Raw genomic sequence first — 21,092 nt, 5'->3', positions numbered from 1 at the left:
CGCGGCGCCCGGGCCACCGGCGCCTACCGCTTGAGCAGCGCGCGCAGCGCCTCGGCGATCTCCCCCGGCGTCTCCTCGGCCATGAAGTGCCCGGCCGTGGTGGTGCGGTGCTCCAGGTCCGGGGCCCAGGCCCGCCACACCGCCGCCGCGTCGTAGCCCAGCGCGGCACCCCAGTCCTGCTGGACGACGGTGACCGGCATGGCCAGCCGCCGCCCGGCGTCCCGGTCCGCCCGGTCGTGCGCCACGTCGATCCCGGCCGACGCCCGGTAGTCGGCGACGATCGAGTCGACCGCCTCGCGGGAGGCCCGCAGGTACTCCGCGCGCACCTCCGCGGGCATGGCCACCGGGTCACCGGCCCAGGCGTCGAGGAAGTGCCCGAAGAACGCGTCCGCGCTGGCCGCGATCATCTGCTCCGGCAGGCCGGGCGGCTGGGCCATCAGGTACAGGTGGAACGCCACAGCCGCGGACGCGCCGTGCAGCACGTCCCACATGTCGAGGGTGGGCAGGACGTCCAGCGACGCCAGGTGGGTGACCGCGTCCGGGTGGTCCAGGCCGGCCCGGACCGCGACCAGGGCACCCCGGTCGTGCCCGGCGAGCGCGAACCGCTCGTGCCCGAGCGCGCGGGCCACCGCCACCACGTCGGCGGCCATGGTCCGCTTGCTGTACGTGTCCTCGGTGTCCGCGGCCGGCTTGTCGCTGGCGCCGTAGCCGCGCAGGTCCGGGCAGATCACCGTGTGCTCGCCCGCCAGGTCGGCGGCGACGTGCCGCCACATCAGGTGGGTCTGCGGGAAGCCGTGCAGCAGCACGACCGGGCTGCCGGACCCACCCACCGCCACGTTCAGCGTCACCTGGTCGGCGACCGGAACGCGCTGGTAGTCGAATCCCGCGATGGTGGTGCTCATCTCGATCCCTCTTTCGTCTCGTCGTACCGGTCCAGCGTGGCGGCGCCGGATGAGCAACCGATGAGCGCGATACGGTGACCCGGTCGAGGAGGGTCGGTGCCTGTCGGTTTCGGTGTGCTGGGTCCGGTGACGGCCTGGGACGACGCCGGTGCGCCGGTCGACCTCAAGGGGCCCCGGCACCGGGCCGTGCTGGCGCGGCTGGTCGCCGCCCGGGGCCGGACCGTGCCCGTGGGGCAGATCGTCGACGACCTGTGGGACGACCCGCCGGCCGGCGCGGTGGGCGCGGTCCGCACGTTCGTCGCGGCGCTGCGCCGCCGCCTCGAACCGCACCGTCCGCCACGCGCACCAGCCCGGCTCCTGGTCACCGACGGGCCGGGGTACGCGCTGCGCGCCGACCCGGACACCGTCGACGCGTGGCGGTTCGAGGACACCGTCACCGTGACGGCCGACGCGCTGCCCCGGGCCGCGCTGGACCGGCTCGACGAGGCGCTGGGCTGGTGGCGCGGACCCGCGTACGCCGACTTCGACCAGCCGTGGGCGCACGCCGAACGGTCCCGGCTCGACCAGATCCGGCTGACGGCCGTCGAGCGGCGGGCCGAGGCGCTGCTGGCGCTGGACCGGGCCGCCGACGCCGTACCGGATCTCGACGCCCACGTCGCGGCGTACCCGTGGCGGGAGGACGGGTGGGCCCTGCTGGCGTCGGCGCTCTACCGGGCCGGGCGGCAGGCCGACGCGCTCGCCGTGCTGCGCCGGGCCCGGGAGCTGCTGCGCGACCAACTCGGCCTGGACCCCGGACCACGGCTGCGGCGGCTGGAGACGGACCTGCTGCGCCAGGCCGAACCCGAACCGACCGGCCCGGCGCGGGTCTGGGCGGAGACCGCCGCCGCGTACGAGCGCAGCGTGGTGCCCGGCGCGCGGGCGAGGCTGGAGTCCACAGTCGGCCTGCTGCGCAGCCTCGCGGTGACCGGGCCGGGCGGACTGGAGGCCGCCCGGGACCAGCGCGAGGCGGCCATCACCGCGGCCGAGCAACTGGGCGACCCGGAGTTCACCGCGCGGGTGATCGGCGGGTACGACGTACCCGCGATCTGGACCCGCTCGGACGACCCGGCGCAGGCGGCCCGGGTCGTCGCGGCGGCCGAGCGGGCGCTCGCCGGGCTGGGCGCGGACGCGCCGGAGGCGACCCGGGCCCGGCTGCTGGCCACCGTCGCGATCGAAGCCCGCGGTACGGCGTCGGAGCGCGCGGCCGAGGCGGCGCGGGAGGCGGCGGCGATCGCCCGCCGGGTGGCCGACCCGGCGTTGCTGGCCCAGGCGCTCAACGGCGCGTACATGCAGACGTTCCAGCGGGCCGGGCTGGCCGCCGAGCGGGACGCGATCGGCGCCGAACTGGTCGCGCTCGCGGCCCGGCACGGCCTGGCCACAGTGGAGATCCTCGGGCACCTGATCCGGGTGCAGGCGCGCAGCGCGCTCGCCGACCTCACCGCCGCCGACGCGCACGCCGACGCGGCGGACCGGCTCGCCGCCCGGCACGAGAGCCCGCTCGTCGGCGTGTTCACCGGCGGCTACCGGGCCATGCGGACCGCCGCCACCGGTGCGGCGTACCCGGACGCGGAGGCGGCGTACCGGTCGTGGGCGACCGGGCTGGTCGGCTGCGGCATGCCCGGCGTGGAACACGGGCTGGCGCCGCTGGCGCTGCTCTGCCTGCGGGTGTGGCACGACCTGCCCGCCGTCTTCCCGGCAGACACGGACTGGGGCCCGTACGCGCCCTGGGCCCGCCCGCTGCTCCTGCTCGCCGACGGCCGGCGGGACGAGGCCGCCAGGGCGTTGCGCCGCACCCCGGCACCGCCCCGTGACCTGCTGCTGGAGGCCCTGTGGTGCCTGACCGGCCACGCCGCCGTCGCGCTGGGCGATCGGGACGCGATGCTCCGGGCACGGGCCGCGCTCGCCCCGGCGGCACACGAGCTGGCCGGGGCCGGTAGTGGCCTGCTCACCGCCGGACCGGTCGCCGTACATCTGGACCGCCTCGACGCCGCCCTCCGGGTGACCGGCGATCAGGACGGTTCATGAGGGCAGCTCGGACGGAACGCGCCCTCGGCTAGGGTGCGGCGATGGACGAGCTGAGGCACCTGTTCCGGCGCGCCGCCGACCACGCGGCCGACTACCGGCTGTCGCTGCCGGACCGGCCGGTCGGCGTACCCGTGGACCAGGCCGCGCTGACCCGGGCGTTCGCCGGCCCGCTGCCGGACGCGCCCACCCCGCCCGAGCAGGTGCTGGCCGACCTGGTGGCCGCCGCCGAACCGGGACTCGTCGCCACCGCCGGGCCACGCTACTTCGGCTTCGTCATCGGCGGCGCCCTGCCCGCCGCCACCGCCGCGGACATGCTGGCCGCCGGATGGGATCAGAACGCGTTCAACGCGGTCGCCTCCCCCGCCGCGGTGGCCGCCGAGACCGCCGCCGGAACCTGGCTCAAGGAACTGCTCGGCATCCCGGCGACCGCGTCTGCCGGGTTCGTCACCGGCGGGCAGGCCGCGAACACCACCGGGCTCGCCGCCGCCCGCCACCAGCTACTCACCGACGCCGGCTGGGACGTGGAACGACGCGGCCTGACCGGCGCGCCCGCGGTCCGCGTGTTCGCCGGCGCCGAACGGCACGCCACCATCGACCGTTCGCTGCGCCTGCTCGGCCTCGGCACCGACGCGCTGCGCCCGGTGCCGACCGGCCCGCAGGGCGCGATCGACCCGGACGCGCTGGCGGCGGCGCTGCGCGACGCCGGCCCCGGCCCGACGATCGTCTGCCTTCAGGCGGGCAACGTGAACACCGGCGCGTGCGACGACCTGCGCCGCGCCTGCGACCTGGCCCACCGGTACGGCGGCTGGGCGCACGTGGACGGCGCGTTCGGGCTGTGGGCGGCGGCCAGCACGTCCACCCGGCACCTGGTGGACGGGCTGGAGGCAGCCGACTCGTGGGCCTGCGACGGCCACAAGTGGCTGAACCTCCCGTACGACACCGCGTTCGCGTTCTGCGCCCGGCCCGACGCGCACGCGGCGGCCATGTCGCTCGCGGCCGCGTACCTCGTGGGTTCCGGCGGGGTGCCCGCGGGCGCGGACCTCACCGCGGAGTCCTCCCGCCGCGCCCGTGGTTTCGCGGTCTGGGCGGGCCTGCGGGAGCTGGGCCGCGACGGCGTCGCCGCGCTGGTCGAGCGGTGCTGCGCGCTGGCCCGGCGGTTCGCCGACGGGCTGACCGCGGCCGGGTTCGAGGTGGTGAACGACGTCGTGCTCAACCAGGTGCTCGTCGGGTTCGGCGACGACGCGCGCATCGACCGGGTGGTGGCCGCGGTGCAGGCCGACGGGACGTGCTGGGCGGGCGGGACGACGTGGCGAGGGCGACGGCTGATGCGCATCTCGGTGTCGAACGCGACCACGACGGACGCCGACGTGGACCGGTCGGTCGCGGCCATCGCCCGGCTGGCCCGTGGGATCGGCGGCGACATGGTTCACTGAGCACCGTGACGTGGCGGCGGGCGGTTTCGATGATGGCGCTGCTGGTGGTGGCCGTGGCGGCCGTCGCCGGGTGGCGCTGGTGGCACCAGCACCCGCCGTACGGGCCGGAGGCGCTCCACCTCCGCTCGTCGCTGGAGTTCGTCACCTACGACCAGGCGCAGACGGCGCTGGGAGCGGCGTACCAGGCGCCGGTGACGTCCGACGGTGACCAGCTGGTCCTGGGCCGCGTGTCGTGGCAGAAGCCACCGGCGCCGTTGGACGGCGGGTACTTCGCGCTGTTCCTCATCGACAAGCGCACCCACCTCAAGCCGTCGGCGTTCGCGGTGGCCGCGCCGCAGGAGAGCGTCGGCACGGGTAGCGCCGGTGTGGACAACAGGATCCCCGACCGCTACCCGTGGTTGCGCGGCGCGGGTGACATCCGGGTCAGCGAGCACGAATGGCTCAGCGTCGGCAGCCGCCTGGCAGTCATCGACGCCGGCGCCTCACCCCTGACGTTCGTCGTCCCGTTCCCCCACCTGGAGAGACACCAGCGGGTACACCCGATCGCCACCGCACCAGTGACACTGCCGGACCTGCTGCTGGCGTTCGTCTACATGGGACCGGACGGGCAGGTGTACTGGGCGCAGCGGTTGCAGGGCTGACTCTGATCGACCTCGACGGGGCAACACGCACCGCGATCGGTTGGTAGCGTGGCGCTGCCGCAGTCCCCTGGGGAGGGTCGCGATGTGGGCGGACGAGGCCGCGCTGGACGCGGCGGCACGACGGCTCGACGAGTGGGAGTCGTCGCTGGCCGACCGGGCGGCACGCGCCCGTGACCTGTCCGCCCGCACGCAGGCGCTGACCGGCACCGCCCGCACCGCCGACGGGTTGATCGAGGTCAGCGTCGACTCGAACGGATCGCTGGCAGACCTGCGCCTGGACGAGCGCGTCCGGCAGCACTCCGCCGCACACACCGCCCGGCAGATCCTGGCGGTCACCCGGGACGCCCGCGCCGACCTGCTGCGGCGGCTCACCGAGGCGACCACCGACGCCCTGGGCGCGGACGACCCGGCCGCGCGCGCGATCGTCGAGTCCCACCGGCGGCGTCTCGGCCCCGACCCGGGCACGCCGGATGCCGGCCGGTGACGGCCTCCAGGTCGACCCGGACGACCTGACCGCACACGCCGCCCACCTCGGCCGCTGCGCGGACAGCATCGACGCCGCGCGGCAGGCCGGCCAGCACGTCCGGTTGAGCGCCGACGCGTACGGGCAGCTCTGCGCGATCATGCCGGTCCTGCTCGACGGCCTCCAGCGGACCCTGACCGACGGCATCGGCACCGCCGCCGCCTCGGTCCGGGACACCGCCGGGAAGCTGCGGTCGAGCGCCGAACGCTACCGCGCGTCCGACGCGCACGCCGCGGACCTGCTCGACCGGGTACGGCAGCGGCGGTGACCACGAACCCGCTGGTCGCCGCCGTCGCGGACACCGGGCCGAGTCCGTGGGCCGGCGTGTGGATCTGCGAGGACATCGAACTCATCGCCCAGGGCGTCCGCACCGGCAGCTGGATCGACGGCAGCCTCGGCGTCGTCAGCGCCGGCCTCGACGCGCTCGCCCTCGTGTCCGACCCGGCCGGGGTGCTCCTCCAGTACGGCATCGCCTGGCTCATCGAGCACGTCAAGCCGCTCAGCGAGGCCCTCGACTGGCTCGCCGGTGACCCCGCCGAGATCACCGCACACGCGCAGACCTGGCGCAACGTCGCCGCGTCGCTGCGCGAGGACGCCGCCGAGCTGGCCCACGCCGTCCGCACCGAGGTCGCCGGCTGGACCGGCGCCGCGGCCACCGGCTACCGCCGCTGGGCGGCCGAGCAGCAGCAGGCGGTGACCGGGCTCGCGCAGGGCGCCGAAGCGATGGCCGCGATCACGGAGGGCGCCGCCGGCCTGGTCGCGGCCGTGCGGCTGCTGGTCCGCGACGCCATCGCCGCGTGCGTGTCCCGCCTGATCGTGTACGCGGCCGAGCTGGTCGCCACCGCCGGGCTGGCGACACCGCTGGTCGTGGAGCAGGTGACGACGACCGTGGCGTCGTGGGCGGCGCGGATCGCGCGGTTGCTGCGGGGGTTGCTGGCGAGTCTGCGGCGGCTGATGCCGGAGATGCGGCGGCTCGGCGACCTGATCGAGAAGCTGAAGGAGGCGCTGCGCCGCTTGCGAGCGGCTGAGCCCGAAGCGGGAAACCTGAACCGCGTACGCGGCCGAGGGCGCGGCCCGCGCATGCCGATGACCATGGAGTCGGTGCAGCAGATCGCCGCGAAGTACGGCATCGAGACCTCCGACATCCGGTTCGTGATCGACAAGGGCAGGTCGGGGATCCACGGAGTGACCAGGGCTGACCAGTCGGTCATGCTCTGCCGGAACGCCTTCCACAGCGAGGAGGACCTCGCCCGCACGCTCGCGCATGAGCGGTTCCACGTGGAGGAACTCCGCGCAGGACGCCCATATCCCCGCAACCGTGACGAGGCGATCGCGTTCGAGGATCGTGCCTATGCTCACGAGGACCAGTGGTGGGGAAACCACCCGGTCAGACCGGAGGAGTAGCTGGTGGCTTCATTCGACGAGTGGCTGGACGCGTACGAGGTCGTGTATCGCATGCTGCCGGCCGAGTCCGACCACCAGTGCCCGAACTGCGGTCATCGAACCCTCCGGATGGTGTTCACCGGCCCTCCGGGCGCCGCGTACGGCTACGTCTCCTTCTGGTGTGACACCTGCCTGGAGGGCATACACATCTCCCGGGTTCCGGTTCCCGCCGGAGTGGAGGCCCGGTCCATTGCCGCACCGCTCGAGGAACGCACCAGGGGTATCCCCAACTACCGACTGGTGACGTAGCTGATCCCGCGTCCCGGCCGATCCGCTACGGGCCGGCGATTCCCCACTGCAGCCGGACGGCGACCCGCTCGGTCACCACGCCCGACCCGCCGACCGCGTCGCGCACCTCGGCGGCGAACGCCGCCCGCTGTCGTGAAGACGGCAACCGTTCGGCAGACATGGCGGAGAAGACGCCGCCGACCATGTCGTCGACGCTGAGCGGGGCGTCGTACCGCACCGACGTCTCCTCGTACCGATAACCGGAACGCACGAGCGCCTCCCGGTTGCGCCGACGCCCGTCCTCGTCGGTCTGGCACCGTGCCGTGACCGGGTGGCCGAGCATCCGCTCCAGGCATCCGCGCAAGGCGAGTGACCACTCGGCGTCCTGCGTCCACAGGGGTTCGCCGTTGGTGACGACAGCGATGCCACCGCCGGGGCGCAACAACGGCCGGGCCGCCGCGAACAGGGCGTCGCGGTCCATGAAGTGGATGGCGACGGCGACGGTCAGCGCACCGACCGTTCCCCCGCCGAGCAGCCGGGACAACGCGGACACGTCACTGTCGCCGCCGAGCACCCACATGGCGTTGGCGGTCCCCCGGTCCAGGGCGGTAAGCCGGGCGATCGCCAGCATGTCCGGTTCCGGATCCATGCCGATGACGGTGCCCACCCGGTCGGCGAGCGGGACGCTCAACTGACCGGTGCCGCAGCCGAGGTCGACCACCGTGTCGTCGGCGCCGAGACGGAAGGCTGCCGCCAGCGCGTCGAGCACCTCGGGCGGATAGCCGCGCCGATGCCGTGCGTAGTAGGTCGCCACCTCACCGCCGAAACCCGTCGCCATGCCGGCAGCCTGCCCGCCGCGGTGGTTCCGAGGCCAGCGGTTCTGCTCAGGGCACGCACCCAACGCCTCGACCGCCGCGCTCGTCCCCCGTTCGCGCGACGCGGGTCCGGGCGGAGACGGACGCGGCCCGGCCGGGCTGCGCTCACCTCGGCGGCGACGGCACCCGGTCCCGATCGCCTACCGTTCGGGGATGGACACCCCGTCGGCGTCGAGCGGTGAGCCGTCCTGCGCGCGGTCGGTCTCGACCGCGGTCAGTCGCACGATCACGTCGCCGTCAGTATCAGGGAAACGGCTGAACGTCATCAGGACGAACCCCATCCGCTGGGTGCCCCGTACGGCGTTGTCGAGGGGGGTCATGCCGACGCCCTCGACCAGCCACTGGTAGACCGGCTGCGCGTCCTCCTCCCGCCATCCCTTCAACCGGGCCTGGTGAACCGCCAGGGTCAGCTTCTCGGCCAGGTACGACGGGTCGCACACGCTGACGATCGTCACGTCGAGTTCCTCGAACCGGTGCCCCGCCCCGAACTGCCATCGGACCCGTACCTCGCGGACTCCCGGGGTCAACGGACGCCCGAGGAACATCCAGAAGTAGGTGTCCGAGACGGGCGCGTGGGTCTTGAGCCAGTTCTCCCGGTCCTGCTCGAGCACGATCCAGGGTGCGGGAACGTCGTTGAACTCGTCGGCCCACACGACCTCGGGGATCTCCCAGTCCTCCCACCAGGACCGGACCCGATCCCGGTTGGCCAGGAACTTCGCCCGCAGCTCCTCGTGCCGGCGGCGGCGTCCGAACATGATCGATCACTCCCCATAGTCCCAGTCGAGGCCCCAGATGCGAACGGTGCCCTGGAAGTCGCCGGTGACGACGGTGCTGAAGGAGCCGTCGGCGCGTACCGCGTTCACCCAGGCGAGGTGACCGTGCAGCGTGCGGATCCGGCGTCCGGTTCGCAGATCCCAGACATCGACGGTCTGCTCGCCCGGGTCTCCCGCGACGGCGAACGTTCCGTCGGCGGACACCGCCACGTTGTCGATCCCGTAGCCGGGGTGGCCGGGATCGCCGACGGCCCTCCCGTCGAACACCAGGTCTCCGGTCGCCGTGTTCCAGACGACGAAACCCTGCTGACCGGCGATGGCGGCAAGGCGACGGCCGCCGGTGAAGGACAGGGTGGCCGAGGACGTGAGCTTGACCCACTGGAGCTCGTACCGCGGGCGCCGGTCACCCGGTCGCCACGCGGTCAGACGGGTCATCCCGGCCATCAGCAGCACACCGGAGGCGAAGCGGATCTCCGTGTGCGCGTCGACGTGCGGAAAGGTCCGCACGGCCTTTCCGGTGTCCATCGACCGGACCTCCACGGTGTTCGTGTCGCCCGTTCGCAGGTGCACGGCGATCAGTCGGGACTCCTCGTCGGCCGTGACACCGCCGATGGTTCCGCGCCCGGTGCGGACCGTCGCGACGCAGGCAGCGGCCTCCAGCGACCACACCGCCGCCAGGCCGTACCCGAATCCGACGGTCAGCAGGTCGCCGGAGAGATCGAGCGTCGTGGTCCCCTCGTCGCGGGGCAGCGCACCGGCGACCCGGAACCGTGGCTGGAGCGTCGCGGTGTCGTGACAGGCGACCGACCCGTCCGAGTACACGACGACCAGATCGCGGTCGCCCCTGGCGAAGCGCAGCGTGGTGGCGGGGTTCCGTTGCTCGGCCACCGAACCCGCCTTCTCGAGCGTCTCCAGGTCGAAGACCTCCACCTCGTCGACGTTGGCGGGAAAGGCGAACAACCTCCCGGAATCACTGACGTCGAAGGTTCCCCGGGTGAGCATGATGTCGGACAGCTCCTGCTGCACCGACACGCCGGCCAGCCCGGTGCGCCGCAGGTTCCGGCCGGCGGCTCGGGAGGCACGGCGCAGGCGCGGGTGGCGGTGATAGCCAGGAATGGCCCTGGCCTCGCGGATCGCCTCCGCCGCCGCCCGTCGCTCCCCGGACTTGATCAGCGCTTCGATACGGTCCATGACCTGCTCGAATGCGCTCTCCTCATGGGCGAGGACACCGACCGGGCGGGGTGGCGCGTACGACCACGGGGCGAGGTGTCCACTGAGCGGCATGGGCAGGCGGGACAGCGAGGTCTGGTCGCGGGGAAAACCCGCCGACTCCGCGACGACGGCGTACCCGCAGTCGCCGCTGAACGTCGTCGCGACGCGACGCGTACCCCGCTCGAAGTCCTTGGGGAAGGTGCGTACGCAGCGTTGGTTGGCCAGTTCGAGGACCTGGAGGTCGCCGGTCCCGGGGTCGACCAGGGCCCAGCCCGCACGGCCCGAGACGCCGAGCAGGTCGTAACTCGTCAGCCAGGGGATCTCCCACTGTCGCGGCCCGTCCCAGACCCGCATGTCCACCGCCATCAGGGAGCGGAAGCCGCGCCTCAGGACGGTGGAGCCGTCCGATGCCAGGGCGACCTTCTGGTCGTCGGGCTCCAGCTCGTCGGGAGGCATCTCCAGGCCCCGCATCCGGGTGCGACGCAGCGGCCACCACTGCTCCACCCGGTGGTCGACGCCCGAATGGACACGCCCCAGGGAGGCCGAGACGACCACCTCGGCGTCCGGGCCGAGGACCACCCGGGTGACCCTGCCCTCGTGGGGCCGGATGTCAGCCACCGTCTCCCACGTGCCGGCGCGGAGGACGAGGACACGACCGTCGGCCGTCCCCAGGGCCGCGAAGCCGCCTTCGGGGCTGAGCGCCACGGCCGTACCGCCCTCCCACCTGCCGTCCGGTTCGGCGGCACCGTCGGCGAGACGCCACGCCTCTACCACGGCGTCCCGGTAGCAGACGAGGACCCGGGTACCGGCGTGGTCGACGGCGACGTCGACGGGAGTCCGACCGGAATCGGGAAGTTCGGCGACGACCCGGCCCGCGAACGCGTCCCAGATCCGCACCCGGCCCGGCTCCTCTGCCACCACGACGTGTGACGCGTCGTGGTCGCAGGCCATCGCCACTACCGTGCCGGACGTGCGCCCGAACACCTCGAGGGTGCCTCTCGGCTCCAGCCGGGCGCAGCGGTCCCGCGCGACCGCGATCTCGGGTGAGCCCGGGTGCTTCCGGTCCGCCTCGGCCAGGTGGCGTGCGGCGAGGACGCCGTCGCCGCGTTCCATGTGCACCATCGCGGTCAGATAGTCCGCCTCCCAGGAGTCGCCGGTGGCACGCAGTTCCGACAGCAGGGTCTCGTCGGTGACCAGACCGTCGGCCCACCTGATCAGCCCGTGGTTGTAGACCGCGCGGACGTTGTTCGGGTCGATCGCCTTGGCCCGCTCGAACAGCTCGACCGCCCGGCTCTGCTCACCGAGATCCCACAGCGACAGCGCCTTGTTGGACAGGCCGTCGGCCCGCAGCGACGGCGGAACCTGGCCGGAGTGCGGGTAAGGAGTTCCGGTGCCGGCGGCGTACACGTCCAGGAGCACAGCTTCAGCCTCGGCGGTGTCGCCGACGCGCGACCGGGGGTCGCGGTCGAGGCAGCCCGCCAGGAGGTCGCGCAGCGCCGGCGGGAGATCGTCGCGCAGTTCCGTCAGCGCGTCCGCACCGTCGTGGCCCCACCGCCAGAGCCGGCGCCCGTGCAGCAGCTCGATCACTGTCAACGCCCAGGACCACATGTCGCTGGCCCGGCCGATCCGGCCGGCCGGATCGACCTGTTCCGGCGAGCAGTACTGCGGTGTGAAGCCGCCGAGCGTCGCGTACCCGGTCCCGTCGCCACCCGGCGGGGGCGAGGAGACGGACGCCTTCGCCTTGGCCGTGCCGAAGTCGGTGACCCTCGCCGTCTCGCCGTCGTACATGACGTTTGAGGGCTTGACGTCCTGGTGCACCAGGCCCGCCGCGTGGGCGTGGCCGATGCCGCGCAGCATCTGGATCGCCACGTCGAGCGCCCGCGGCAGGTCGCGGCACCGCCCGTCCCGGACCGCCGCGGTCAGGTCACCGCCCGCGACCCATTCCGCGAAGATCACCGGGTACGCGCCGACGCGCTGCACGTAGTTGCAGCCGACGACGTTCGGGTGCGGGTCGAGGTCGGTCCAGGCCTGCGCCTCCTGGGCGAGCAGGTCGAGGATCCCGGGCGCCGAGGCCAGGTCGGGGCGCGGTGTCTTCACCGCCAGGTCGACGCCCCAGCCGAGGTGATGCGCGCGGTAGACGAACCCCGTGCCGCCGGTCTCGACGACCTCCTCGATGCGGAACGTGTCGAGGACGGTCTCCCCCGGCCGCCACCGGATGACCTGCCCCGCGTCCACGCCGCGGCCCTAGTCGACGAGCGCCACGTAGAGGGGGCTGCCCAGCAGCGTGCCGTTCGCCCCTGGCTTCTCGGCCAGTCGCTTGGCGACGAACTCGACCCGTTGCGCCGGCCCCGGCAGCGCGGCCCCGATCTGCGCCAGCGACTCGTGGAAGCGCTCGTCGTCGAACTCGCCCGGGTCGGCCCGCAGTTCCCGGAGCTTGCGGAACAGGTACGGCGGGACCGATCCGACCGGTTCGGCGTCACCGCCACCGACCACGTGCGACGCCGAGCCGCCGAGGACGACGACCTGGTCGTCGAGCGTCCCCGCGAAGACCACGATGCCGGCGGTCGGGAAGATCTGCCAGCGCATCTCCAGGCATGCCTGGACGTAGGGGCGTTCCTCGTAAGCGGCGCCGATCTGGTCGGCGTCCTGCAGGTGCCGGATGACCTTCTCCAGCTTGTCGAGGTCGTTGCGCTCGGGCAGAACCGCCTTGCGGCTGTAGCGGACGACCTTCAGGTCCACGGCGAGCTCGGTCTCGTGGTGCGCGGAGGAGGCGACCTGCGCGGCCAGGAGCCCGATCTTGAGATGCGACAGGTAGAGGTAGTACTTCAGGCTCAAGATGCACTCCGGTTACGGGGAGACGTCCGAGTCCCACCCTACGTGACGCACGCTCGCGCCGCCGTCCCTCGATCGACGACGATCGGTGTCCGCACGCCACCAACCACGACACCCTCCCCTTCGTCGACGCCGGCACCGCCACGGGGGAGACCGGAGATCCGGGCGCTCGCCGCCACACGGACGTGGGGCGAAGCCCGTTCTCGGGATGCCGAGAGCGGTGTCAGACTGCGGAAATGAACGACTTGACGGCCCACGTACGGGCGTTCGCGGAGGAACGTGACTGGCAACAGTTCCACACACCGAAGAATCTCGTCATGGCACTCGCTGGTGAGGTCGGAGAACTGCTCGCCGAGTTCCAATGGCTGACCCCGGAGCAGGCCGGTGCGGTGATGTCGGATCCCGAGGCGGGCGCCCGTGTGCAAGCCGAGATCGGCGACGTCACGATCTACCTGACAAGATTGGCGGACGTTCTCGGCGTCGATCTGCAGGAAGCCGCCCTCGCCAAGTTGGCCGAGGTCGCCGTCCGCTATCCAGCCGAGGACGTCAGGGGCTCCGCCGCCAAGCGGTAGCAGGGCGTGCCATTCGGATGATCTCTCCGCTACAGTCCACCCGTACAAGCGCGTAACGACGGGCTTCCGGTCGTCGCCGGACACGCCCCCCCATGCGCACGATCAATTCGTGCTGCCCGGGGGCAAGTCGTGTCAGCCTTTCGTACCTCCGCCGACGGCCTGCTGCGCTGCGCGGCCGGTGGCGCCCTCGCCGAGCGGATCACGGAGCACATCGGGCACAGTGTGAGCGCCTCCGAACGGCGGTCCTGGGAGCGGAGTCTGCCGGTGCTCGCCCAGGAACTCGCCGACGCGGGCCTCGGGCAGGTCGAGATGCTGGTGGAGTACCAGCTCCCGCTGACCAGTAAGCGGATCGACGTCGTCCTCGCCGGCACACATCCGAGGACGGCCGAGGACTCCTACGTCGTGGTGGAGTTGAAGCAGTGGTCCCGGGTCGAGTCGTACGAGGGATCCGAGAGCCTGGTCCTGGTCGAGCACGCCGCCACCCCTCGGCTGCATCCCGGGGCGCAGGTCGAGGACTACTGCGAGTACCTGGCGGACTTCCTCGGCGTGCTCGCCCATGCACGTAACCCGATCGCCGGGGTCGTCTACCTGCACAACGCCGTCGACCGCGACATCAACGACCTCTTCGTCCGGCGGCCGACGGAGCAGAGCCGAATCTTCACCAAGCAGCGCCGGGGCCAGTTCCTCGACTACCTGCGCAGCCATCTCGCCCCCGGCTCCGGCGCGACCGCCGCGGACCGCTTCCTCACCAGCTCGGTACGTCCCAGCAAGCACCTGTTGTCCTACGCCGCCGCCGAACTGAAGGACCGATCCCACTTCACGCTGCTCGGCGACCAGCGCCTGGCGTACGAGTTGGTGCTGCACGCCGTCGAACGCGCGCGCAGCGCCGACCGCAAGTCGGTCGTGGTGGTCGCCGGCGGGCCGGGCAGCGGCAAGAGCGTCATCGCGTTGTCGGTGCTCGGCGAACTGGCCCGGCAGCAGCGCTCGGTCATGCACGCGACGGGTTCCCGCTCGTTCACCCAGACGCTGCGCCGCTACGCGGGCAAGGGTTCGACCCGGTTGAAGAACCTCTTCGGCTACTTCAACAGCTTCACGACCGCCGAGCGCAACGGCCTCGACGTGCTGATCTGCGACGAGGCGCACCGGATCCGGGAGACCTCGGTCAACCGGTTCACCCCGAGGGCGAAGCGGGAACGCTCGCGCCCGCAGATCGACGAGTTGATCGCCGCTGCCCAGGTACCGGTCTTCCTGCTCGACGAGCACCAGGTGGTCAAGCCGGGTGAGCTCGGAAACGTCGACGTCATCTCGGCGCACGCGAGGCAGCTCAACCTGGACGTCGAGGTGGTGTCGCTGCACGATCAGTTCCGGTGCGGTGGCAGTGAGGCGTATGAGGAGTGGGTCATCGACCTGCTCGGCCTCGACGGCCTCAAGCCGTCGGTGTGGGCCGGAGACGGACGCTTCGACCTGCGGCTGGCGGATTCGCCTGCGGAGATGGAGGCGTTTCTGGCCGCGAGGCAGGCGGCCGGGGAGACGGCGCGGATGTCGGCCGGGTACTGCTGGCCGTGGAGCGACCCGCTACCGGACGATTCCCTGGTCCCGGACGTGCGGATCGGCGCCTGGGCGCGACCTTGGAACGTCAGGAGTGACCGCAGCGTCGGGGACGCGCCCGGCAGCGCGTTCTGGGCCACCGATCCACACGGTTTCGGCCAGGTGGGCTGTGTCTACACGGCACAGGGCTTCGAGTACGAATGGTCCGGTGTCATCCTCGGACCCGACCTCGTAGCGCGGGACGGCCGGCTCGTCACCCAGCGCGGGGAGTCGAAGGATCCGGCATTCCGCAGCCGGAAGACGCTCAGCGACGGGGAGGCGGACCGTCTGATCCGCAACACCTACAAGGTGCTGATGACGCGAGGTATGCGCGGCACGATTCTGTACTCGACTGACGCCGAGACCCGGGCATGGCTCGACTCGCTGATTCGGGTGGAACGCGATCTCGAGACGGTCTACGAACCCAGTGGCGGCTGAGAACCCGGTAGCGCTCTTCGCATCGATGCGTAGTACCCCACATCGCTTGCCTCGGCGGCCCGCCGGGGAGTTGGCTGTCGGTTATGGCCCGCATCGCGTACCACGACGCTGACGCCGACGCGTTCGCCGCGACCCGGCACCTCACCGACGACGGCCTCACGGCCTGGCGGGCCGCCGTCGCCCGGCACCTCACCCCGCGCCCGGGGATGCGACTGCTCGACCTGGGCGCCGGCACCGGCGCCTGGGCGCGCGCGTTCACCGACTGGTTCCCCGGCGTCGAGGTGATCGCCGTCGAACCGTCGTCGGCGATGCGCGCCCGGTGCGCGTTCACGCCGCTGGTCGCGGGCGACGCCGGGCACGTGCCCCTGACCGAAGACAGCGTCGACGGCGCGTGGATGTCCACAGTCATCCACCACGTGCCCGATCTGGCCGCGACGGCGCGGGAGCTGCGCCGGGTGCTGCGGCCCGGTGCCCCGGTACTCATCCGGTCCGCGTTCGCCGGACGGCACGAGGCGATCACACTGTTCCGCTACTTCCCCGAGGCGATCCGCGTGCTGGACACGTACCCCGGCATCGCCGACGTCGAGGCCGCCTTCGCCGCCGCCGGGTTCGCCACCGCGGCGGTCGAGCAGGTTCCGCAGGTCACCGCACCGTCGCTGCGGAAGGCGGCGGCCGGCCTGCGCCGGGAGGCGCACACGCCGCTTCAGCTCATCACCGACGCGGAGTACGCCGCGGGCGTCCAGCGGTTGCGCGAGGCAGCACGTGTGCACACCGGGCCGGTGATCGACGCGCTGGACCTGCTCGTGCTGCGCTGATCCCGGCGTCAGGCCCAAGCAAGGTTAGGGTGGGGCGATGGATCATCGTCAGTGGACGGTCATCGGGGCGCCGTCGAGCGCGGGCGCCCACACCCCGGGCATCGAGCGCGCACCCGCCGCCCTGCGCGCCGCGGGCCTGCTCGACCGGCTGGGCGCCGACGTCGAGGACGTCGGTGACGTGCCGGGCTTCCGGTGGCGGCCGGATCCCGCGTACCCCAGGGGTCAGAACGCGGGCGCGGTGGCCGCCGTCGCCTCGGCGGTGGCCGACCGGGTCGCGGCGGTGGTGGGCCGGGGGCGCGCGCCGCTGGTGCTCGGCGGCGACTGCACGGTGACCGTCGGCCTGGTCGCCGGGTGCGCGCGGGCCGGGTTGTCGCCGGCGCTGGTGTACGTGGACGGCGGTCCGGATCTCTACACGCCGGAGACCCGCGCCAACGGCAACCTGGACGCGATGGGGCTGGCGCACATGCTCGGACTGCCGGGGACGCTGCCCGAGGTGGCGGGTGTCGGGCCGGTGGTGCCGCTGCTGGCCCCGGAGCGGGTGGTGGTGTACGGGGACTCGCTGCCCCGGGGTGACCACGAGCGGGAGCTGGTGGCGGAGCTGGGGCTGGCGTACGTGCCGGCCGACGAGGTGCACGCCGACGCGCGGGCGGCGGCGCGCCGGGCCCGGTCGGTGGCCGAGGGTGCGGCGGACCGGTTCGTGGTGCACTTCGACGTGGACGTGCTGAGTTTCGTGGACGCGCCGCTGGCGGACGTGCCGGAGCCGTTCGGGCTCAGCCTCGGCGAGTCGGCGACGACGCTGGCGGAGCTGGTGGCGAGCCCTCGGTTCGCCGGACTGTCGGTCACCGAGATCAACCCGGATCATCTGCCCGACGACGAGCTGCTCCCCCGGTTCGCCGGCGTCCTGGCCGGGGCCCTGACCGGCCGTTAGGCGGTTTCCGCGAGGTGCAGCGGCAGCACCTTCGCGGCACTCACCGCCAGGTCGCGGTCGAGCACCTGGTCGCGGGGTACGAAGACCATCGCCTGCCCCTCGCCGAGCACCACGTCCTCCTGGCGGGCGTCGGTGGCGCCGCGGAAGACGTACACGGTGACGGTGTGCGGAAAGCCGTCCTCGTGCGGGCGAGGGCCGCTCCACAGCAGGTGCAGCTCACCGGCGGTCAGGCCGGTCTCCTCGCGCAGCTCGCGGCGGGCGGCCTGCTCCGGTGTCTCGCCGGGCTCGATGCTGCCGCCGGGCAGGCTCCACTTGTACGGCGCGACCGGCGCGTTGCCGTCGCGGTGCTGCATGAGGATCGCGCCGGTCGGGTCGACGAGCAGGACGAGAGCGACGTCGTATGCGGCCACGTCCTGAGCCTGCCACGCGGCACCGGCATCGCGAAGTCCCAACTTTCCGCCGCGCCGATCGAAAGTTCCACTCGGAACATCGAAAGGCATAGACATATCGACATGTCTTTTGTAGCGTCGGCGCACAGGCGATAAGGAGTACGACCATGTGCTACGGACATGACGGACACGCCGCGCTGCGGCACTCCCTGGACCGGCGTGGCCTGCTGCGCGGCTCCCTGGCGGCACTCGCCGGCATCGGGCTCGCCACCGGGCTCGGCGGGACGGTCGCCCAGGCCGGCGGCGGGCACCACCACGGCCGGCGCCCGGTGCCGAAAGAACTGATCAGCCTCCAGCTCTGGACCGTCCGCGACGCACTCAACGGCTCGCCCGGCTACGACGCGACGTTGGCGCACCTGGCCCGGATCGGCTACCCGCGGGTCGAGCTGGCGCTCGGCTACTTCGGGCGTACCGCACGTGAGCTGCGCCGCTTCCTGGACGGCATCGGCATCAAGGCCAGTTCCAGCCACGACGGCATCGCCGCCGACGCCGCCGCGCTGGAGCAGAAGATCGCGAACGCCCGGACGCTGGGCCAGCGGTTCATGGTGGTGCCGTACCTGAACTCCGACCGCGAGGACGACTGGAAGCGCTGGGCGGAGCAGATGAACGTCGAGGCCGCCGCCGCACGCAAGGCCGGCCTGCGGTACGGCTACCACAACCACGCGCACGAGTTCACCATCGACTTCGGCAACGGCCGGCGGCCGTGGGACGTGCTGACCGAGGAACTCGACCCGCGCCTGGTCCACCTGGAGATCGACATCTACTGGGCGGTCACCGGCGGCATCAACTCCGGCGACGGCGTCGACGACCCGGAGGGCTTCACGCTCCACGTGATTCGCTCGGCGCCGCAGCGGGTGTTGCAGTACCACGTCAAGGACCGCGACCCGGCCACCGGCGACATGGCCGACCTGGGCACCGGGATGATCGACTTTGCGCGGATCTTCCGGGGGCACCAGGTGCTGGAGTACATCGTGGAGAACGACACCCCTGATGTGACGCCGCAGCGGACCGCCGCCGTCGGCTACCGCTACCTGCGCCGCCTGCGGTTCTGACCCCGGCGGGCACGGACCGCCGCCGGACGTGACACGCTCGGGGGTGGCCGCGCCGACCGAGGGGGTACGCGATGACCGACGAGCCGGACGACGTCCACTACGACCGCCTCTACCGGGCCACCGACCGGCCGCCCTGGGAGATCGGCGGCCCGCAGCCGGCGCTCGCCGCCGTCCTCGACACCGGGGTACGCGGGCCGCGCGTGCTCGACGTCGGTTGCGGCACCGGTGAGCTGGCGCTCGCGCTGTCACGTCGTGGCCACGACGTGACAGGCGTCGACATCTCGCCGGTGGCGATCGAGCAGGCCCGGGCGAAGGCCGCCGCGGCGGGTCTCCCGGCGCGCTTCGAGGTGTGCGACGCGACGGCGATCCCGGTGCCGCCGGTGCCGTACGACTCGGTGTTCGACTCCGGGCTGCTGCACTCGCTGGACCGGCGGGGCGCGGCCGTACGCGACTACCTGGCGCTGCTGCCCCGCCTGACCGCGCACGGCGGTGCGGTGTTCGTGCTGGCGGTGTCGCCGGAGGCGGGCGAGGGCTGGGGCCTGGACGCGGGCACGCTGCGCGGGGCCTTCCCCGAGCCGGACTGGACGCACGTCACTGTCGAGCCGATCGACGTGCACGCCGAGGTCGGCGGCGCGGACCTGCGCCTGGCCGGCAACCTGCTGCGCGCCACCCGCTCCCCCGCCGGCCCGTAGCGCACCTCACACATGGCGTTCCACCCGCCGCGCAAAGCACGAGTGGCGAGCAGCGTCAGCGACGCCAGTGCTGGCGTGGGGCGTAGCCCTCGCGGCGCAGCCAGTGTTCGGTGTAGACGATCCGGTCGGCCTCGATCACGACGAGCGGGTCCTCGGGCGGCTCGGACAGCGACCGTCCCCGCTCGGCGTGTTCGTTCTCCCAGCGGAAGGCGGCCCAGTGGCGGGCCCGGTCGGGGTGCTCCGGGCCGAGCACCCGGGCGGTGCCGAACACCTGCGCGCCGCGGCTGCTGGCCAGCCCGACCAGCGGCGCGAAGACGCCGACGGACACCCGCGGATCGGCGGCGATGTTGCGCATCTTCGGTGAGCGCGGCGCGGCGGTGAACATCAGCGTGAAGCCGAGCGGGTAGTAGCGCACCGGCGTGGCCAGCGGCCCGTCCGGCCCGGCCGTGGCCAGCACGCACATGTTCTGCGACGACAGCAGGTTGAGGATGCGTTCCTCCAGGCGGTCCCGGTCCAGCTTCCTCGTCGGCGTCGGTCCGGCCAGCCAGGGGTTCGTCAACGGCACGAGGTGTCCTCGATCATGACGGCACCCTACCGGCCGGGGCTCAGGCGATCGGCGCCGTGCTGGCCCGCATCACCACGTCGCCGGGCAGGCGCACGATCCGGCGGCGACGACCGGCGTTCTCGGTCAGGGCCAGTTTCATCGCCTCCTCGCCGAGCCGGTGCAGCGGCAGCGCCACTGTGGTCAGCGGCGGGGTGAGGTCGCGCACGACCGGGATGTCGTCGAAACCGGCGACCGAGACGTCGCCGGGCACCGACAGCCCGCGGTCGCGCAACGCCGCGTACGCGCCGACGGCCATCACGTCGGTGCACGCGAACACGCAGGTGGCGTCGAGCCCGCGGTCGAGCAGCTCGGTCATCGCCCGGTAGCCGCCGTCGCGGGTGAACGCCGCCTCGGCCACCGCGCCCGGGTCGAGCGTCACACCGGCGGCGGTCAGCTCGTCGCGGAACCCGCCGACCCGGTCGGCGACTGTGGTCAGCTCGGGCGGGCCGGAGAGCACCGCGAAGCGGCGGTGGCCCAGACCGAGCAGCGCGCGGGCCAGCTCGGCGGCGCCGGCCCGGTTCTCCGGCAGCACGCTGTCGACCTTCAGGGTGCGGTGCCGGCTGACCACCGCGACCCGGCCGCCGCCGTCGAGGTAGGGCGCCAGCTCCGCGGCCATCGCCCGCTCCCAGCGGGGGTCCTCGAATCCGGAGCCGATGAGCAGGATCGCCGGGGCGCGTTCGGCGCGCAGCATCGACACGTACGCGATCTCGCGTTCCGGATCGCGGAACGTGCTGGCCAGCATGACCAGCAGGTCGTTGTCGGCGGCGACGCGCATGACGCCGCCGGCGACGGCGGCGAAGTAGGGGTCGGTGACGTCGTGGCAGACCACGCCGACGCTGCGGCGGGACGCGCCGGCCAGCGCGCGGGCGTGGGCGTTCGGGGTGTACGCGAGGCGCGCGGCGGCGGCCAGCACCCGGTCGTGCAGGTGCGGGGTGACGCGCCGCCCGTTGAGCGCCCGGGAGGCGGTGGCCAGCGAGACGTCGGCCGCCCTGGCCACGTCTTCCAGCGTCACGTGCGACATCGATGCGT

At 73.0% G+C, this 21,092-nt stretch carries 21 protein-coding genes; 13 read left to right on the top strand and 8 right to left on the bottom strand.

The window, feature by feature from the left end; translation table 11 throughout:
* Positions 1–23: 23 nt before the first annotated feature.
* On the bottom strand, positions 24–902 hold the full coding sequence (locus tag KSK32_RS26920) for an alpha/beta fold hydrolase (RefSeq protein ID WP_216933724.1): 879 nt from the start codon (positions 900–902) through the stop codon (positions 24–26).
* A gap of 96 nt (positions 903–998) precedes the next feature.
* Here KSK32_RS26920 and KSK32_RS26915 point away from each other — a divergent pair, with 96 nt between their 5' ends.
* From KSK32_RS26915 to KSK32_RS26885, 7 genes are all read left to right on the top strand, one after another.
* Positions 999–2,966, top strand: a complete 1,968-nt coding sequence (locus tag KSK32_RS26915; protein WP_216933723.1) for a BTAD domain-containing putative transcriptional regulator — start codon at positions 999–1,001, stop codon at positions 2,964–2,966.
* 41 nt (positions 2,967–3,007) lie between these two features.
* Positions 3,008–4,399 carry a pyridoxal-dependent decarboxylase gene (locus KSK32_RS26910; RefSeq protein ID WP_216933722.1) on the top strand — a complete coding sequence of 464 codons (1,392 nt, stop codon included), beginning with the start codon at positions 3,008–3,010 and terminating at the stop codon, positions 4,397–4,399.
* A gap of 5 nt (positions 4,400–4,404) precedes the next feature.
* A complete protein-coding gene (locus tag KSK32_RS26905) occupies positions 4,405–5,040 on the top strand; it encodes a hypothetical protein (RefSeq protein ID WP_289256405.1) in 636 nt (211 codons plus the stop codon).
* A gap of 82 nt (positions 5,041–5,122) precedes the next feature.
* On the top strand, positions 5,123–5,524 hold the full coding sequence (locus tag KSK32_RS26900) for a YbaB/EbfC family nucleoid-associated protein (protein WP_216933721.1): 402 nt from the start codon (positions 5,123–5,125) through the stop codon (positions 5,522–5,524).
* Positions 5,511–5,831, top strand: coding sequence for a type VII secretion target (locus tag KSK32_RS26895; RefSeq protein ID WP_216933720.1), 321 nt, complete (start codon positions 5,511–5,513; stop codon positions 5,829–5,831). Before KSK32_RS26900 ends, KSK32_RS26895 begins: the two co-directional genes overlap by 14 nt.
* Positions 5,828–6,967, top strand: a complete 1,140-nt coding sequence (locus KSK32_RS26890; RefSeq protein ID WP_289256404.1) for a WXG100 family type VII secretion target — start codon at positions 5,828–5,830, stop codon at positions 6,965–6,967. The genes KSK32_RS26895 and KSK32_RS26890 overlap by 4 nt, the downstream gene beginning before the upstream one ends.
* A gap of 3 nt (positions 6,968–6,970) precedes the next feature.
* On the top strand, positions 6,971–7,255 hold the full coding sequence (locus KSK32_RS26885) for a hypothetical protein (RefSeq protein ID WP_216933719.1): 285 nt from the start codon (positions 6,971–6,973) through the stop codon (positions 7,253–7,255).
* A gap of 25 nt (positions 7,256–7,280) precedes the next feature.
* Here KSK32_RS26885 and KSK32_RS26880 read toward each other — a convergent pair whose 3' ends face one another.
* The 4 genes from KSK32_RS26880 to KSK32_RS26865 all read right to left on the bottom strand — a co-directional run bounded on the left by KSK32_RS26880 (position 7,281) and on the right by KSK32_RS26865 (position 12,929).
* Complete coding sequence (locus KSK32_RS26880) at positions 7,281–8,072, bottom strand: class I SAM-dependent methyltransferase (RefSeq protein WP_216933718.1); 792 nt, start codon at positions 8,070–8,072, stop codon at positions 7,281–7,283.
* Positions 8,073–8,249: 177 nt separating this feature from the next.
* Positions 8,250–8,864, bottom strand: a complete 615-nt coding sequence (locus tag KSK32_RS26875) for a hypothetical protein (protein ID WP_216933717.1) — start codon at positions 8,862–8,864, stop codon at positions 8,250–8,252.
* A gap of 6 nt (positions 8,865–8,870) precedes the next feature.
* Entirely contained in the window at positions 8,871–12,329 is a 3,459-nt protein-coding gene (locus tag KSK32_RS34665) for a protein kinase (protein WP_216933716.1), read from the bottom strand.
* A 9-nt stretch (positions 12,330–12,338) separates the two neighbouring features.
* Positions 12,339–12,929: an SAVMC3_10250 family protein gene (locus tag KSK32_RS26865; RefSeq protein WP_216933715.1), complete on the bottom strand. Its 591-nt coding sequence runs from the start codon at positions 12,927–12,929 to the stop codon at positions 12,339–12,341.
* 233 nt (positions 12,930–13,162) lie between these two features.
* Between KSK32_RS26865 and KSK32_RS26860 the strand changes: the two genes are divergently transcribed.
* The 4 genes from KSK32_RS26860 to KSK32_RS26845 all read left to right on the top strand — a co-directional run bounded on the left by KSK32_RS26860 (position 13,163) and on the right by KSK32_RS26845 (position 17,266).
* On the top strand, positions 13,163–13,498 hold the full coding sequence (locus KSK32_RS26860) for a nucleotide pyrophosphohydrolase (protein ID WP_216933714.1): 336 nt from the start codon (positions 13,163–13,165) through the stop codon (positions 13,496–13,498).
* A gap of 129 nt (positions 13,499–13,627) precedes the next feature.
* Positions 13,628–15,523: a DUF2075 domain-containing protein gene (locus tag KSK32_RS26855; RefSeq protein ID WP_216933713.1), complete on the top strand. Its 1,896-nt coding sequence runs from the start codon at positions 13,628–13,630 to the stop codon at positions 15,521–15,523.
* A gap of 83 nt (positions 15,524–15,606) precedes the next feature.
* A complete protein-coding gene (locus KSK32_RS26850) occupies positions 15,607–16,338 on the top strand; it encodes a class I SAM-dependent methyltransferase (protein WP_216933712.1) in 732 nt (243 codons plus the stop codon).
* A gap of 37 nt (positions 16,339–16,375) precedes the next feature.
* A complete protein-coding gene (locus KSK32_RS26845; RefSeq protein ID WP_216933711.1) occupies positions 16,376–17,266 on the top strand; it encodes an arginase family protein in 891 nt (296 codons plus the stop codon).
* Here the strand turns inward: KSK32_RS26845 and KSK32_RS26840 are convergent.
* Complete coding sequence (locus KSK32_RS26840) at positions 17,263–17,676, bottom strand: NUDIX domain-containing protein (protein WP_216933710.1); 414 nt, start codon at positions 17,674–17,676, stop codon at positions 17,263–17,265. The two genes, KSK32_RS26845 and KSK32_RS26840, sit on opposite strands and share 4 nt — an antisense overlap.
* A gap of 146 nt (positions 17,677–17,822) precedes the next feature.
* Between KSK32_RS26840 and KSK32_RS26835 the strand changes: the two genes are divergently transcribed.
* Both KSK32_RS26835 and KSK32_RS26830 read left to right on the top strand, forming a co-directional pair.
* A complete protein-coding gene (locus KSK32_RS26835; RefSeq protein WP_216933709.1) occupies positions 17,823–18,767 on the top strand; it encodes a sugar phosphate isomerase/epimerase in 945 nt (314 codons plus the stop codon).
* Positions 18,768–18,838: 71 nt separating this feature from the next.
* Complete coding sequence (locus tag KSK32_RS26830) at positions 18,839–19,459, top strand: bifunctional 2-polyprenyl-6-hydroxyphenol methylase/3-demethylubiquinol 3-O-methyltransferase UbiG (protein WP_216933708.1); 621 nt, start codon at positions 18,839–18,841, stop codon at positions 19,457–19,459.
* Positions 19,460–19,514: 55 nt separating this feature from the next.
* Here KSK32_RS26830 and KSK32_RS26825 read toward each other — a convergent pair whose 3' ends face one another.
* Positions 19,515–20,024 (bottom strand): pyridoxamine 5'-phosphate oxidase family protein, encoded by a 510-nt coding sequence (locus tag KSK32_RS26825; RefSeq protein WP_216933707.1) that lies wholly within the window; start codon positions 20,022–20,024, stop codon positions 19,515–19,517.
* A 40-nt stretch (positions 20,025–20,064) separates the two neighbouring features.
* On the bottom strand, positions 20,065–21,084 hold the full coding sequence (locus KSK32_RS26820) for a LacI family DNA-binding transcriptional regulator (RefSeq protein ID WP_216933706.1): 1,020 nt from the start codon (positions 21,082–21,084) through the stop codon (positions 20,065–20,067).
* Between the last annotated feature and the right edge of the window lie 8 nt (positions 21,085–21,092).

Origin of the sequence: Micromonospora sp. WMMB482, assembly GCF_019038635.1 — a bacterium.
GTDB lineage: Bacteria > Actinomycetota > Actinomycetes > Mycobacteriales > Micromonosporaceae > Micromonospora > Micromonospora marina.
This window is presented reverse-complemented; position numbering and strand designations above follow the sequence as displayed.